The following is a 14,832-nucleotide window of genomic DNA, read 5'->3' on the forward strand; positions in this document are numbered from 1 at the left end:
TCTGCTATTTGACGAAGGAACTCGCTGGAAGAGCTGGATTGAAGTCGGGACAGGCAATGCCAAATGGCAGAAAGCAAAAAACCGGCCAGAGGCCGGTTTCTTAAATTTTGGTGGAGATAAGCGGGATCGAACCGCTGACCTCTTGCATGCCATGCAAGCGCTCTCCCAGCTGAGCTATACCCCCACACGAGGTTGTTCACGTTTTAGGTCTTCTACTCAATTCCGCTCAGAGGAATCAAGTACCAACTTACCCTGAGAAGGAAGTTGGTGGAGATAAGCGGGATCGAACCGCTGACCTCTTGCATGCCATGCAAGCGCTCTCCCAGCTGAGCTATACCCCCATTTCCGACTCGTAAAAACGAGTGAACGGGGCGCATCATATGAAACCGAGCCAACCCTGTCAACGGCTAAATCTGAATATGGAATCAAGCGCTGAAAAAGCCGCCAACCCGGCCATAACTATCAAGTTTTTCCGCCGTCCAGATACAATTTTGTAGCTAAATACGTCTAAATTACTCTGCTCTATTCCGGCCATTCTTATCCAGCCTTATGATCTTATTAAGCATTTTATTAACATGTGTGACTCAATGATTAATGGTTTGTTAGCAGGCTATGATAATCGTCTTGTTTTCGGATAAATCTGCGTCTAGACTGCCCGCGCAATAATCATAACCAACTATCGTCGAGTCCTCTTATGTCCTTGTATTCACCAAAAGAAATCGCATCAATCGCTGTAACGGCGGGAACAAATAAAAGCCGTTCAACCGTGTTGAATTTGTTAATTTTAGGATTCCTGGCCGGTGCCTTCATCGCTACAGGTTTTCTACTGGATTTGCATGTAATAGGGACATTGCCTGCATCCTGGGGTTCTTTCAGTAACTTGCTGGGTGCGGCTGTTTTCCCAGTGGGGATCATTTTGACGGTGCTGGCAGGCGGTGAACTGTTAACTGGCAACATGATGACGCTGCCAATCGCCTGGTTCGCTCGTCAAATCAGCCTGTACGCCGTTTTGCGTAACTGGTTCTGGGTGACGCTGGCAAACCTGCTGGGCAGTCTGGCCGTTGCTTACTTCTTTGGTCACGTACTTGGTCTGACCGAAGGCGCGTTCTTGGCTAAAACCGTGGCTACCGCTACTGCAAAAGTAAATGCTGACTTCACTCAGGCATTTATTTCAGGCATCGGCTGTAACTGGCTGGTTTGTCTGGCTATCTGGCTGGCATTCGCCAGTAAAGAAGTTGGCGGGAAAGTGATTGGCATGTGGTTCCCGGTCATGGCGTTCGTGGCTATCGGCTTCCAGCACGTGGTTGCCAACATGTTCATCATCCCGGCGGCTATCTTTGCCGGTGCGCTGAGCTGGTCACAGTACCTGCCAAACTTCGTTGCCGTATTCTTGGGTAACGCAGTGGGCGGTGCTGGTTTCGTAGGTTTGATGTACTTCCTGGCTTACCGCCCGAATGCAGAATCTATCGCGGAACAACGTTAATTCGTTCTGATTTGCTAGTCGCATAAAAAAGCCAGCGAGGGAAACCCGCTGGCTTTTTCTTTATCTCAACGCTGACGATTACTGTTGAGCTTCGCGCTCAGCAATAAAGGCCAGAGCCTGATCAATACGCGCCAGAGTGCGGCGTTGACCAATCGCGTGAACCGTGACGTCCATACCCGGAGACATACCGGCACCGGTCACAGCAACGCGTAATGGCATACCGACTTTACCCATACCGACGCCCAGCTCATCAGCAGTACCCTGAATCGCGTTGTGAACGTTCTCGGCAGTCCAGTCAGTGATCGCAGCCAGCTTGGCACGCACGGCTTCTAATGGCTGACGAGCAACCGGGCGCAGGTGTTTTTTCGCCGCGTCAGCATCAAACTCGCTGAAATCTTCATAGAAGTAACGGCAGGATTCAGCCATCTCTTTCAGAGTCTTACAACGCTCACCCAATAATTGGACGATTTCGAACAGCTGCGGACCATTGCGCGTCTCGATACCCAGTTGCTCAACGTGCCACAGCAGGTGAGTCGCCACATAATGTGGATCCATGGTGGTGATGTAATGATGGTTCAGCCATTGCAGCTTTTCAGTGTTGAAGGCGCTGGCAGATTTGCTGACATTCTCCAGAGAGAACAGCGCTTTCATTTCATCAATGCTGAAGATCTCTTGGTCGCCGTGGGACCAGCCCAGACGCACCAAATAGTTGAGCAGCGCTTCTGGCAGGTAGCCATCATCGCGATACTGCATCACGCCGACCGCGCCGTGGCGTTTGGACAGTTTTTTGCCGTCGTCACCCAAAATCATGGACACGTGTGCGTAAACCGGCACTGGCGCGCCCAGCGCTTTCAGAATGTTAATCTGGCGCGGAGTGTTGTTGATATGGTCTTCGCCACGGATGACATGAGTGATTTCCATATCCCAGTCATCCACCACCACGCAGAAGTTATAGGTTGGTGATCCATCGGTGCGGCGAATGATTAAGTCATCCAGCTCGTCATTGCTAAATTCGATCGGGCCACGGATCTGGTCATCAAAGATAACAGAACCTTCCTGCGGGTTGCGGAAACGCACCACACAAGGCTCATCGGCACTGTGATGCTCATGGCTGTCGCGGCAACGACCGTCATAACGAGGCTTCTCATTATTTGCCATTTGCTCTTCGCGCAGCGCTTCCAGACGCTCTTTGGAGCAGTAGCACTTATATGCCGTGCCATTTTCCAGCATCTGGTCAATCACCGCGTTATAACGGTCAAAGCGTTTGGTCTGGAAGTATGGACCTTCATCCCATTGCAGATTCAACCAGTTCATGCCGTCCATAATCGCGTCAATGGCAGCCTGAGTGGAGCGCTCAAGATCGGTGTCTTCTATACGCAACACAAACTCACCGCCCAAATTACGGGCAAAAAGCCAGGAGTAAAGCGCGGTACGGGCGCCACCGACGTGCAAATAGCCGGTTGGGCTCGGAGCAAAACGGGTTTTGATTTTCATCTGGAATGCAGCCTTAATAGCGCAACGCCAAAAAACGTTGCTATCAATTAACAAAAAGTGGGCGTCATTCTACCACTCTGCCCTGAATCCTCAACGCCGATAGGGAGTTCACAAGGGCTATTCACACCATGAATGCGTAAAGAATCAACTACGCGGGCGAGAAATCCGTCATCTTGTCTACTTTTCGGGCGAACGGTGTTTTTTGTTTTTAAAAACCGTTGACGTAAGTTTAAGTATCCCTATAATGCGACTCCATCACGACGGGGGCGATTAGCTCAGTTGGTAGAGCATCTCCTTTACACGGAGGGGGTCGGCGGTTCGAGCCCGTCATCGCCCACCACTTCTGCGGGCCGTTAGCTCAGTTGGTAGAGCAGTTGACTTTTAATCAATTGGTCGCTGGTTCGAATCCAGCACGGCCCACCAATTCAGAGAAAAGCGCCTTTAGGCGCTTTTTTCGTTTTTAGAGCACCGTGATTTAACCGTGATGGAGGCGAACCAGCTGCTGGTTCGAGCCGAGCGAAGCGAGACGACAACGCAACGCGTTGCCCGCAGGGTGAGGCCGAAGGCCGAATCAATCCAGCACGGCCCACCACTCCTTATTACAGGGAGTAGAGAAAAGCGCCTTTAGGCGCTTTTCTCGTTTCTAGACCTCGCAAAAAATTCAGTTTAAAACTCCCCTCTTTGGTTCCCACATTTATCTATACTGTCCATCATTTCGATAAGGGACGAGATAATGAGCGAACAACAGCGACAGCAACACATTATCCAGTGGATTGAGCAGGATGAGATGCGCATGCTGGCCCTTCGTGCGGCGAAACAGCTGGCGCTGAATGATTGGTGCTTGGCGGCGGGATTTGTGCGCAATTTGGTGTGGGACCGGCTGCACGACTTCAGCCAAAGCACGCCGCTCAACGACATTGATGTGATTTACTTCAATTCTCAAGATACGTCGGCCGACGTCGAGAAAAAGTATGAACAGCAACTCTGCGCCATCGCGGATCTGCCTTGGTCTGTGAAGAATCAGGCGCGGATGCACCTTCTGCATGACCATGCCCCCTACTCGTCCAGCAGCGAAGCCATGAGTTACTGGGTGGAGACGGAAACGGTGATTGGCGCGAAGCTCAATGATCTGAATCAGGTGCAGCTGGTCGCGCCGGTCGGCACCGCCGAGCTATTTGAGTTCAGCATCACGCCCAATCCGCGCCATGGGAATACCTTAGTGCTGCTGGATCGCGTGCAGAGCAAAGGCTGGCTCGCGAGCTGGCCTAAGTTGCGCCTCCAACTGCCTCAATCTTAAAGATCCCCGCCGCCTTGCCGATATCTGTTAAGTACCCGCGTATGCAATAACAGGCAATAAATAAGCGAGGCAGTAATGAGCACGATTAGTACCACAACCAATATCTCTATGGGATCGGCATCTGGCGGCGGCGGTGGGCAAATTGCCCAATTGAATAAGCAGATTGATAAACTTACGCAGCAGCTGAAAAATCTGTCGAAAAAAAGCGACCAGTCTCAGGAAGAAGTGCAGAAGCAAATCGCATCGATTCGCCAACAAATCATCATGTTGCAGCAGCAGATCCAACAAATTCAGCACCAACAGGCGCAGAAAGCTGAACAACAAGCTGAGAAAGCCATGCTCGACGCTGAAAAAGCCAATCCTAAAAAAGATGACGATAAAAAGGCTGCGGGTCAGGTCGATATTTACGTCTAACCCTTTGGCTTTATAGCAAACCCCGCAGGCTGCGTTTTTTGGTCAATTGCGCCGCCTGCCATTTCACCTCTTGCCAAATGGCCTGCGCGGCGGGTGACAGCGAACGATTTTTACGCCGCACCAGCATCAAGGCGCGGTTTATTTCCGGCTCCAGCGTTCTCACCACCAGTTGACTGCCCTGCGGCAAAGGCAGCGCCAGCGCGGGAAGCACGCTGACGCCCAGCCCGGCTTCGACCATCGGGTAGAGCGTCGCCGGATGCCCCACCTCCTGCACCACATTGGCGGCAATCCCCTGCTTCGCCAGCGCGTTGTCGATCAATATGCGGCTTCCCGACTCATAATCTTGCAGAACCAGCGGCTGCTCCCCTAGCTGCTGCCACTTCACCGCGCTTTGATAAGCGAAAGCATGGTCTTGATGGCACAGCAATAAGAACGGCTCGTGCAAAATAATCTCGCCCTCGAGGTCTGGGCTAATCCCCGGTTCGATCACAATGCCAAAATCCACTTCGGCATTGCGCACGCTGTTCAACACCAGCCGCTGCGCCTGATCGCGCAACAAGATGGTGATGTCGGGATAATTCTTTTGGCTACGGGCGATGCAGCTGGGCATAAGCTGGGCGGAAATAGTCTGGCTGGCGGCTATGCGCACGCGACCATTGTGCTGCGTGCCAAAGCTGCGAGTATCAAGCAGCATCGCGTGCAGCTCGTCGAGCAAGGGCTCAACCCGGCTCGCCAGCCGCTGACCGGCGTTGGTGAGAATCACCTCGCGCGTGGTTCTGTCCAGCAAACGCACGCCAACCTCGGCCTCCAACTCTTTCATGCTGTGGCTAATGGCAGACTGGCTTAGCCCAATGACATCCCCTGCGCGGCTAAAACTTTGATGGCGCGCCACGGCGACAAACACCCGCAACTGCTTGAGAGAATAATTCATGAATAATTTTCATCAATGCATTAAATAAACCAATTTTTTAATTGTATACCAGCGATTCAAAATAGCGGCATGGCTTTATTCCTTTTCATGCAGAGAAACTCATGCGCTTTTTACCCGATCGTTTTACTCAAACTCTGATTGGCACCGTGCTGCTGGCGACCTTCCTGCCCGCCAGCGGCGTGTTTGTCGCCTTCTTCAATAACCTGACTATCTTCGCCATCGGCCTGCTGTTCTTTATGCACGGCGCGAAGCTGTCGCGCGAAGCCATCTTCGCCGGCAGTAATAACTGGCGGCTGCACCTGTGGGTGATGTGCAGCACCTTTATCATTTTCCCGACGCTGGGGCTGCTGTTCCAGTGGTGGCACCCGATTGATGTCAGCCCTCAAATTTATAGCGGCTTTGTCTATCTGTGCATTCTGCCCGCCACCGTGCAGTCGGCAATTGCCTTTACTTCCATGGCCGGGGGCAACGTGGCGGCGGCGGTGTGTAGCGCTTCTGCATCCAGCCTGTTGGGTATTTTCGTTTCGCCGCTGCTGGTTGGTCTGTTGATGCACGTGCAGGGCACTACCGGCGACAGCTTGCAGCAGGTGTGGCACATCATGCTGCAACTGCTGGTGCCGTTCGTGGCCGGGCACCTGCTGCGCCCGCTGATTGGCGGCTTTGTCGAGCGTCACCGTAAAATGATTGGTAAGACGGACCAGACTTCCATCCTGCTGGTGGTCTACACCGCGTTTAGCGAGGCGGTAACTCAGGGGATTTGGCGTCAGGTGGGGCTGGGTTCGCTGCTGTTTATCGTGGTCTTCAGTCTGGTATTGCTGGCCTTTATTCTGGTCATTAACACCTATATGGCGCGCTGGATGGGCTTCAGCAAGGCCGACGAGATAACTATCGTATTTTGTGGCTCGAAGAAGAGTCTGGCGAACGGTATTCCGATGGCGAATATTTTGTTCCCGGTCAGCGCAATTGGCATGATGGTGCTGCCGCTGATGATTTTCCATCAGGTGCAGCTGATGACCTGCGCCGTGCTGGCGAAACGCTACCAGCGTAAACAGCTGGCGAAGCAGCAGTCAGAGCCAGAAGCACAGGTTCAGGCAAGAATGAACTGAGTTGATTTAGCGTGAAACAGAAAGCAGAAGGCGCTGAAATCAGCGCCTTCTTTTCTTTTACTCAATGCTGCATAACGCCATTACTCGTCAGTGCCGGAAAGCCCCGGCCCGCCTCGGCGCAGTGGGTTAATCAGGCTCTGCAAGCCTTCACTTTTGATCGCCAGCGTAAGCTGCATCAGCTCACCAAGCTTGCCCGCCGGGAATTCATCTTTGCGCGCAAACCACAGCAAATACTCTTCGGGTAAATCAATCAGCACGCGCCCGGCGTACTTACCGAAGGGCATTTTCATGTTGGCGATTTCGATTAAATCTTCTTTTTCCATCGCTATTAATCACCCAGCAGGCGGATCATTTCCGCTTCGTCGATAACCTCAATGCCCAGCTCCTGAGCCTTGGCTAGTTTCGAGCCAGCCGCTTCGCCCGCAATCACTAAATCGGTCTTCTTCGACACGCTGCCGGACACTTTAGCGCCCAGCGCGGTTAGGCGATCTTTGGCTTCATCACGGGAAAGAATCGACAGCGAGCCGGTCAGCACCACGGTTTTCCCGGCGAACGGGCTATCAATCTCTTCGGCAATCACCACTACCGGAGCAGGCCAGTGAATGTTGATTTCCGGGCTGAGTAGCTCCTCAATCACCTGCTGGTTGTGCTCTTCGGAGAGGAAGTTGACCACGTGCTTGGCCACCACGTCGCCGACGTCCTGCACGCTTTTCAGCGATTCCACGTCGGCCGCGCGCAGTGCCTCGATAGAGCCATAGTGCGCCGCCAGATTCGCCGCCGTCGCCTCGCCCACCTCGCGAATACCCAGCGCATAGAGGAAGCGAGCCAGCGTAGTTTCTTTGGCTTTTTCCAGCGCGTTCACCACGTTTTGCGCTGATTTCGGCCCCATTCGGTCCAAACCGGTGAGCTTGCCCGCGCTCAGGCGGAACAGGTCTGCCGGGTTTTTGACATACTCTTTTTCCACCAGTTGGTCGATTATCTTGTCGCCCATGCCGTCGACGTCCAAGGCGCGGCGCGAGACGAAATGCTTCAAGGCTTCTTTACGCTGCGCCCCGCAAATCAGTCCGCCGGTACAGCGCGCCACGGCCTCGCCTTCCACGCGTTCGACGTCGGAATTACACACCGGGCAGTGGGTTGGGAAGACCACTTCGCGGGCGTTTTCAGGGCGCTCGGCCAGCACCACGCCGACGACCTGCGGGATAACGTCACCGGCGCGGCGAATGATCACCGTGTCGCCAATGCGCAGGCCCAGACGCTCGATTTCATCCGCATTGTGCAGCGTGGCGTTACTCACCATCACCCCAGCAACCTGAACCGGCTCAAGGCGCGCAACGGGGGTAATCGCCCCGGTGCGCCCGACTTGAAACTCAACATCCTTCACCAAAGTGATCTGCTCTTGGGCCGGGAATTTAAAAGCGGTGGCCCAGCGCGGCGCGCGCGCCACAAAGCCCAGAGTCTCTTGGATATCCAAGGAATCAATCTTGACCACCACGCCGTCGATATCAAAACCGAGCGTAGCGCGGTCTGCCTCTACTTGGCGATAGAAGGCCAGAACCTCATCTCGACCGGTACACAGCTGGGTGCGATCGCTAACCGGCAGGCCCCAGGCCTTGAACTGCTGCAAACGGGCGATATGGCTGCGCGGCAGCTCGCCGCCTTCCAGCAGGCCCACGCCGTAGCAGAAGAAGGTCAGCGGGCGCTTTGCCGTGATGCGCGGATCAAGCTGGCGCAAAGAACCGGCGGCGGCGTTACGCGGGTTAGCGAACACTTTCCCGCCTGTCCGGCGCGCCTCTTCATTTAAGGCTTCAAAACCGGGCTGGGGCATAAAGACTTCGCCTCGCACTTCGAGCCGGGCGGGGATATTCTCTCCCTGCAAGCGCAGAGGAATGGCGCGGATGGTGCGCACGTTGGCGGTAATGTTCTCGCCGGTGGTGCCGTCGCCGCGGGTGGCGGCCTGCACTAGCTCACCGTTTTCATACAACAGGCTGACGGCCAGACCATCGAGCTTTAGCTCGCAGCAGAAGGTCAACGGCTCGGTGGTTTTCAGACGGTCCTGAACGCGTTTATAGAAAGCCAGATAGCTCTCTTCATCAAACACGTTATCCAGCGACAGCATCGGCACCTGATGCTTGACCTGCTCGAAAGCTGAAATGGGTGCCGCGCCGACGCGCTGAGTCGGGGAATCGGCGGTGATCAGCTGCGGATTGGCCTCTTCTAATGCGCGCAGTTCGCGCATCAGGCGGTCATATTCGGCATCGGGTATTTCAGGGGCGTCCAGCACGTGATACTGGTATTCATGATGGCGTAACTGGGTGCGTAATTGATTGATTTGATTTTCGATTGTGGCCATGAGTCACCATGAAGATAAAAAACCCCCGACAAGCGGGGGTCATTGGAAGGACTGAATATCTGGATACGCCCGGCGCTTTATTTGGCCGTCGCGTCAAGAACCTCGCGAATACGCGCTTTATAGGTTTCCAGTTTTTGTGGTGTGATCATGCGTCGCTCGTCATCGAGAACCATGCCACCCACGTCGTCAGCAATACGCTGAGCCGACTGTAACAACAGTTTGAAGTTCTGATGCGCATCGCCATAGCAAGGCACCATCATGAACAGCGTGATCCCAGGAGTTGAGAAGTCTGACATGGTATCTGGGTCAAAGGAGCCAGGTTTCACCATATTCGCCAAACTAAACAGCACGGGGCCACTGCCCGCCGGGCTAACATGCCGGTGGAAAATGTTCATCGCGCCAAACTGGAAGCCCGCCTGCAATACGCTATTGAGCAACACTTCACCGCCAATTACGCCACCCTGATGTGCGGCAACGTGCAGCACCAGAACGGTCTCTTTAAGCTTCTCTTTAACCGGCGCTTCTTCTGCCAGAGAGAAAGGTGAATCATTGTGCGGCTCAGCTTTGGCCGCTGGTGCAGCATCAGGATGGATCTCTTCCGGTGGAACCGGAGCCTGTGGCTTCTCGATTTCGCGCGCTGGCTGAGGTGCAGCCTCACGCTGAGGAGCGGCATGCTGCGGCGCAAAACTGGTTTCACGACGCGGAGCATCAGCAGGATCAGCCGCTGAGTAACCACTCAACAACGGATCATCCTGAGCCGCAACGGGCTGAGGAGCCGGCTGACGCGGCGCAGTAGGCTGTTGGACGGGAGGAGCCTGCGGTGGGCGCTGTGGCTGAGTGCGAACAGGAGCAACTTGCTCAGGTTCATCATACTCGCCAAAAGAAGGTTCATCCTGAGGATAAGATGGACGCACGCGCACTTCACCCACTCCGTCGACGAAATCGTCGGCCGGAGATTGCTCTCGTTCTTTTTTCACACGTTTAGTTGGACGATCGCGAAAAAGCGAAGAGCGTTCTTTACGGCTGGTCCACAAACCGTGCAATAACAACGCTATTATGGCGATCGCGCCAACAACGATTAATATCAGACGCAAATCCTGCATCATTGCTATCTCTAGGTTGTTCTAATTCATTGCCACCACGGCAAACATTCACATTTCTAACTCTATTTGCCTGAGTTGATAAGTGCAAGTCTGGACACTACTTTCTAGTAATAAACATGATTAGGGCACCTTTTTTTGTCGCTTTTTCAGCCAATACGCTGCTAGCCAGTGGAAAATCATATCGATATGATAGTTCACGTCCTTCAACTCAGAGAGAAAATTTCTTTTATGACATCTTCGCAAGGCGCTAACGCGGTAAACGGAGTTCACTATTTCAGCAAGGGGTGGTCACTGATTTCCTTGCCTGGTATTCGTCGCTTTGTGGTTTTGCCACTGTTGGTGAACATCATCCTGATGGGTGGCGCGTTTTGGTGGTTATTCGCTAAATTGGGTGACTGGATCCCGGCCATGATGAGCAAGATACCAGCCTGGCTGAGCTGGCTGGATTACCTGCTTTGGCCGATAGCCGTGCTCTCCGTGCTGCTGGTGTTCAGCTACTTATTTAGTACCATCGCTAACCTGATAGCCGCGCCGTTCAGCGGCCTTCTGGCGGAACAGCTTGAAGCCCGACTGACGGGTAAGGTCCAGCCCGACACCGGTATTTGGGGAATAATGAAAGATCTGCCGCGTATCATGAAGCGCGAATGGCAGAAACTAGCTTATTACATCCCGCGCGCCATCGTGCTGCTGGTGCTCTATTTTATTCCCGGCATCGGTCAAACCGTCGCGCCCGTGCTGTGGTTCCTGTTCAGCGCGTGGATGCTCTCTATTCAATATTGCGACTACCCTTTCGATAACCACAAAGTCAGCTTCCTTGATATGCGTCGCTCGCTCGGTCGCCATAAAGTCGACAATTTACAGTTCGGCGCGCTGGTCAGCCTGTTCACCATGATCCCTGTGCTGAATCTGGTCATCCTGCCGGTCGCCGTTTGTGGCGCAACGGCAATGTGGGTCGATCGCTACCGCGATCTACACGTGGTCGACGGGCAAGACATAAGTCAAACTCGTCGCCGCTAAGCCCCCATTTTCTCAACGGCCACTGCAACCCAGTGGCCGTTTTTTCATCTTGATCCTTGTGTCGGAAACATATTTCTTAATAACATATAGATATACCAATTCCTTACTTCACTGGGAAAACCGATCGCGTATGCTTTCGTGATTCCCACTATTTTCATAGTGTTGAAACCACACACTGCGGAATTCCAACCAGTTAAAGGACGGGTTATGAGCAAGATCTATGAAGACAATTCATTAACAATCGGCCACACGCCGCTGGTTCGCCTGAACCGTATTGGCAATGGGCGTATTCTGGCTAAGGTCGAGTCACGTAACCCGAGCTTCAGCGTCAAATGTCGTATCGGCGCGAACATGATTTGGGATGCTGAAAAACGCGGCATTCTGAACAAAGAGATCGAGCTGGTAGAACCCACCAGCGGCAACACCGGCATCGCGCTGGCTTACGTTGCGGCTGCTCGTGGCTATAAATTAACCCTGACCATGCCTGAAACCATGAGCGTTGAGCGCCGTAAGCTGCTTAAGGCGCTGGGGGCCAATCTGGTGCTGACCGAAGGCGCTAAGGGTATGAAAGGCGCGATTGCTAAAGCTGAAGAGATTCAGGCCAGCGATCCAAACCGCTACTTGATTCTGCAGCAGTTCAGCAACCCGGCTAACCCGGCAATTCACGAACAAACTACCGGCCCTGAGATTTGGGAAGATACCGACGGCGCGGTTGACGTGTTCATCGCAGGCGTGGGTACCGGCGGTACTATCACCGGCGTAGGTCGCTATCTGAAAGGCAAGAAAAGCAGCGTAAAACTGATTGCCGTTGAGCCAACCGACTCTCCTGTCATCACTCAGACGCTGAATGGCGAAGAAGTGAAGCCAGGCCCGCACAAGATTCAGGGCATTGGCGCAGGCTTCATCCCGGGCAACCTCGATTTAGAGCTGATCGACCGCGTGTCTCTTATCACCAATGACGAATCCATCAGCATGGCGCGTCGTTTGATGGAAGAAGAAGGTATTCTGGCGGGTATCTCCTCCGGCGCGGCCGTCGCCGCAGCGGTGAAACTTTCTGAAGAGCCAGAGTTCGCCGATAAGACTATCGTCGTCATTCTGCCATCTTCCGGCGAGCGCTATTTGAGTACCGCATTGTTTGCAGATTTGTTTACGGAAAAAGAATTGCAACAATAATGCCACATTATTTAAATCGATTAAAAAAGCACCCAAATGGGTGCTTTTTTGTGGCCTACATCAAAGTTTATAGCAGTCTATGATTGATTTTATCTGCCAGGTTTAGTATTTAACCCTTCAATTATTTCGATGCGCGAAATTAATCAGCTTCCTGAATGTCTGCTGCTGAATCGATTTACTGATTTGTTACAAGATGGTGAAACACGGCATAATGGGAAGTTGCTAGGAATTGGGAAGCGCCCGACATTCTTTTTGTCACAATGTGCTTATTTTCGCCTTTTCCTGTTGCATCACACCTTGCCCCTGAACCATAGTCAGGCGCGAATCTTATCAGGCTAAAGTCGGCCTATTGAGCTAGACTTTAGCTCCACAACATTACTTTAATAAGTTGGGGAAACAACAATGTTCCAGCAAGAAGTTACTATTACCGCACCTAACGGTCTGCACACCCGCCCTGCCGCACAGTTCGTGAAAGAAGCTAAAGGTTTTACTGCTGACATCACCGTGACTTCTAACGGTAAAAGCGCTAGCGCAAAGAGCCTTTTCAAACTGCAAACTCTGGGTCTGACTCAGGGCACAGTAGTAACCCTCTCTGCAGAAGGTGAAGACGAGCAGAAAGCCGTTGAACACTTGGTAAAACTGATGGCAGAGCTCGAGTAACAAGCCCGGTCTTAATAGTTTAAACCAGTCAAGAGAAAGGTAGGGTTATGATTTCAGGCATTTTAGTATCTCCCGGTATCGCTTTCGGCAAAGCGCTTCTGTTGAAAGAAGATGAGATTGTCATCAACCGGAAAAAAATCTCTCCTGAAGAAGTTGATCAGGAAGTAAAACGTTTCCTGTCAGGCCGTGCTAAAGCTTCAGCACAGTTAGAGACGATCAAAACCAAAGCAGGCGAGACCTTCGGTGAAGAGAAAGAAGCCATCTTCGAAGGCCACATTATGTTGTTGGAAGACGAAGAGCTTGAGCAGGAAATCATAGCCCTTATCAAAGATGAGCACGCTTCCGCTGACGCCGCTGCCTTTTCTGTTATTGAAGGGCAAGCCAAGGCTTTGGAAGAGCTGGATGATGAATACCTGAAAGAGCGCGCGGCTGACGTGCGTGACATCGGTAAACGCCTTCTGCGCAACATTTTGGGACTGGCGATTGTCGATCTGAGCTCCATCCAGGATGAAGTTATTCTGGTCGCGACCGATCTAACACCATCAGAGACTGCACAGCTGAACCTGAACAAGGTGCTGGGCTTCATCACTGATCTGGGTGGCCGTACTTCCCACACCTCCATCATGGCACGTTCTCTGGAATTACCGGCAATTGTCGGCACCAGCGATGTGACCAAGCAGGTGAAAAATGATGACTATCTGATCCTTGATGCCGTAAACAATAAAATCTACGTCAACCCGACGGCAGATATTATTGACGAGCTGAAAGCCGTTCAGAACCAGTACATCTCAGAAAAAGACGAACTGACCAAGCTGAAAGACTTGCCGGCAATCACGCTGGACGGTCATCAGGTGGAAGTTTGTGCCAATATCGGTACCGTGCGCGACGTCGCCGGTGCAGAGCGCAATGGCGCTGAAGGTGTTGGCCTGTATCGTACCGAATTCCTGTTCATGGACCGTGAAAGCCTGCCTACCGAAGAAGAGCAATTCCAGGCATATAAAGCCGTAGCTGAAGCGATGGGCTCACAGGCAGTTATCGTGCGTACCATGGACATTGGCGGTGACAAAGACCTGCCATACATGAACTTGCCGAAAGAAGAGAACCCATTCCTGGGCTGGCGCGCAATCCGCATCTGTTTGGACCGTAAAGAAATTCTTCACGACCAGCTGCGTGCCATTCTGCGTGCTTCCGCGTTCGGTAAACTGCGTATCATGTTCCCAATGATCATTTCCGTTGAGGAAGTGCGTGAACTGAAAGCAGAGCTGGACTTGCTGAAAGCGCAGCTGCGCGAAGAAGGCAAAGCCTTTGATGAAAGCATTGAAGTTGGCGTGATGGTGGAAACACCAGCGGCGGCAGTGATTGCCCATCATCTGGCAAAAGAAGTCGATTTCTTCAGTATTGGTACTAACGATCTTACCCAGTATACTCTGGCAGTAGATCGCGGTAATGAGCTGATTTCTCATCTTTACAACCCAATGTCACCTTCTGTACTGGCTTTAATTAAGCAAGTCATTGACGCATCTCATGCTGCTGGCAAATGGACTGGCATGTGTGGCGAGCTAGCAGGTGACGAACGTGCTACACTTCTTCTATTGGGCATGGGTTTAGATGAGTTCAGCATGAGTGCTATCTCTATCCCGCGCATCAAGAAAATTATTCGTAATACGAACTTCGAAGATGTGAAAGCGCTGGCAGACCAGGCCCTGGCCCAACCTACGGCGCAAGAGTTAATGAACCTGGTTAACAAGTTCATTGAAGAAAAAACACTCTGCTAATTGCGCGATGCTGGAAAGCTGCCCAAATT

General features: G+C 52.6%; 13 protein-coding genes, 4 tRNA genes and 1 other RNA gene. 11 read left to right on the top strand and 7 right to left on the bottom strand.

Translation table 11 applies throughout. The features are described from left to right. Positions 1 to 108: 108 nt before the first annotated feature. A tRNA-Ala gene (locus SBO83_RS06870) sits at positions 109 to 184 on the bottom strand. 81 nt (positions 185 to 265) lie between these two features. Continuing rightward, positions 266 to 341 (bottom strand) — tRNA-Ala (locus SBO83_RS06875). A gap of 353 nt (positions 342 to 694) precedes the next feature. Between SBO83_RS06875 and SBO83_RS06880 the strand changes: the two genes are divergently transcribed. Next, the gene (locus tag SBO83_RS06880) at positions 695 to 1,483 is read left to right on the top strand and encodes a formate/nitrite transporter family protein (RefSeq protein WP_396130957.1); all 789 of its coding nucleotides are present in this window, start codon (positions 695 to 697) and stop codon (positions 1,481 to 1,483) included. Between the two features lie 78 nt (positions 1,484 to 1,561). Here SBO83_RS06880 and gltX read toward each other — a convergent pair whose 3' ends face one another. Next, positions 1,562 to 2,977, bottom strand: coding sequence for a glutamate--tRNA ligase (gene gltX, locus SBO83_RS06885; protein WP_353502859.1), 1,416 nt, complete (start codon positions 2,975 to 2,977; stop codon positions 1,562 to 1,564). A 264-nt stretch (positions 2,978 to 3,241) separates the two neighbouring features. On the opposite strand from gltX, the gene SBO83_RS06890 reads away from it, so the two are divergent. The 5 genes from SBO83_RS06890 (at position 3,242) to SBO83_RS06910 (ending at position 4,688) form a co-directional block, all read left to right on the top strand. Continuing rightward, a tRNA-Val gene (locus tag SBO83_RS06890) sits at positions 3,242 to 3,317 on the top strand. 7 nt (positions 3,318 to 3,324) lie between these two features. Continuing rightward, positions 3,325 to 3,400: transfer RNA gene (locus tag SBO83_RS06895), tRNA-Lys, on the top strand. Positions 3,401 to 3,444: 44 nt separating this feature from the next. After that, a non-coding RNA gene (locus SBO83_RS06900) (RtT sRNA) lies at positions 3,445 to 3,569 on the top strand. Positions 3,570 to 3,710: 141 nt separating this feature from the next. Further along, positions 3,711 to 4,274: a nucleotidyltransferase family protein gene (locus tag SBO83_RS06905; protein ID WP_396130958.1), complete on the top strand. Its 564-nt coding sequence runs from the start codon at positions 3,711 to 3,713 to the stop codon at positions 4,272 to 4,274. Between the two features lie 75 nt (positions 4,275 to 4,349). Then, on the top strand, positions 4,350 to 4,688 hold the full coding sequence (locus tag SBO83_RS06910; protein WP_353502861.1) for a FlxA-like family protein: 339 nt from the start codon (positions 4,350 to 4,352) through the stop codon (positions 4,686 to 4,688). 10 nt (positions 4,689 to 4,698) lie between these two features. Here the strand turns inward: SBO83_RS06910 and SBO83_RS06915 are convergent, their stop codons facing one another. Next, the gene (locus SBO83_RS06915) at positions 4,699 to 5,619 is read right to left on the bottom strand and encodes a LysR substrate-binding domain-containing protein (RefSeq protein ID WP_396130959.1); all 921 of its coding nucleotides are present in this window, start codon (positions 5,617 to 5,619) and stop codon (positions 4,699 to 4,701) included. A gap of 101 nt (positions 5,620 to 5,720) precedes the next feature. Here SBO83_RS06915 and SBO83_RS06920 point away from each other — a divergent pair, with 101 nt between their 5' ends. Next, positions 5,721 to 6,725 carry a bile acid:sodium symporter gene (locus SBO83_RS06920; RefSeq protein ID WP_396130960.1) on the top strand — a complete coding sequence of 335 codons (1,005 nt, stop codon included), beginning with the start codon at positions 5,721 to 5,723 and terminating at the stop codon, positions 6,723 to 6,725. A gap of 80 nt (positions 6,726 to 6,805) precedes the next feature. Here SBO83_RS06920 and SBO83_RS06925 read toward each other — a convergent pair whose 3' ends face one another. From SBO83_RS06925 to zipA, 3 genes are all read right to left on the bottom strand, one after another. Continuing rightward, entirely contained in the window at positions 6,806 to 7,048 is a 243-nt protein-coding gene (locus SBO83_RS06925; protein ID WP_034792015.1) for a DUF3820 family protein, read from the bottom strand. Positions 7,049 to 7,053: 5 nt separating this feature from the next. Further along, on the bottom strand, positions 7,054 to 9,075 hold the full coding sequence (gene ligA / locus SBO83_RS06930; RefSeq protein ID WP_396130961.1) for an NAD-dependent DNA ligase LigA: 2,022 nt from the start codon (positions 9,073 to 9,075) through the stop codon (positions 7,054 to 7,056). 77 nt (positions 9,076 to 9,152) lie between these two features. Then, positions 9,153 to 10,181: a cell division protein ZipA gene (gene zipA, locus SBO83_RS06935; protein ID WP_353502867.1), complete on the bottom strand. Its 1,029-nt coding sequence runs from the start codon at positions 10,179 to 10,181 to the stop codon at positions 9,153 to 9,155. Between the two features lie 225 nt (positions 10,182 to 10,406). Here zipA and cysZ point away from each other — a divergent pair, with 225 nt between their 5' ends. From cysZ to ptsI, 4 genes are all read left to right on the top strand, one after another. Beyond that, positions 10,407 to 11,195 carry a sulfate transporter CysZ gene (gene cysZ, locus SBO83_RS06940; protein WP_396130963.1) on the top strand — a complete coding sequence of 263 codons (789 nt, stop codon included), beginning with the start codon at positions 10,407 to 10,409 and terminating at the stop codon, positions 11,193 to 11,195. A gap of 207 nt (positions 11,196 to 11,402) precedes the next feature. Next, positions 11,403 to 12,368 carry a cysteine synthase A gene (cysK, locus tag SBO83_RS06945; RefSeq protein ID WP_396130964.1) on the top strand — a complete coding sequence of 322 codons (966 nt, stop codon included), beginning with the start codon at positions 11,403 to 11,405 and terminating at the stop codon, positions 12,366 to 12,368. A 402-nt stretch (positions 12,369 to 12,770) separates the two neighbouring features. Then, complete coding sequence (gene ptsH / locus SBO83_RS06950; RefSeq protein ID WP_353502870.1) at positions 12,771 to 13,028, top strand: phosphocarrier protein Hpr; 258 nt, start codon at positions 12,771 to 12,773, stop codon at positions 13,026 to 13,028. 47 nt (positions 13,029 to 13,075) lie between these two features. Then, complete coding sequence (gene ptsI / locus SBO83_RS06955; RefSeq protein WP_353502871.1) at positions 13,076 to 14,803, top strand: phosphoenolpyruvate-protein phosphotransferase PtsI; 1,728 nt, start codon at positions 13,076 to 13,078, stop codon at positions 14,801 to 14,803. Positions 14,804 to 14,832 lie beyond the last annotated feature (29 nt).

It is taken from the genome of Ewingella allii (assembly GCF_044430645.1).
In the GTDB taxonomy this organism is placed as follows: Bacteria; Pseudomonadota; Gammaproteobacteria; order Enterobacterales; family Enterobacteriaceae; genus Ewingella; species Ewingella allii.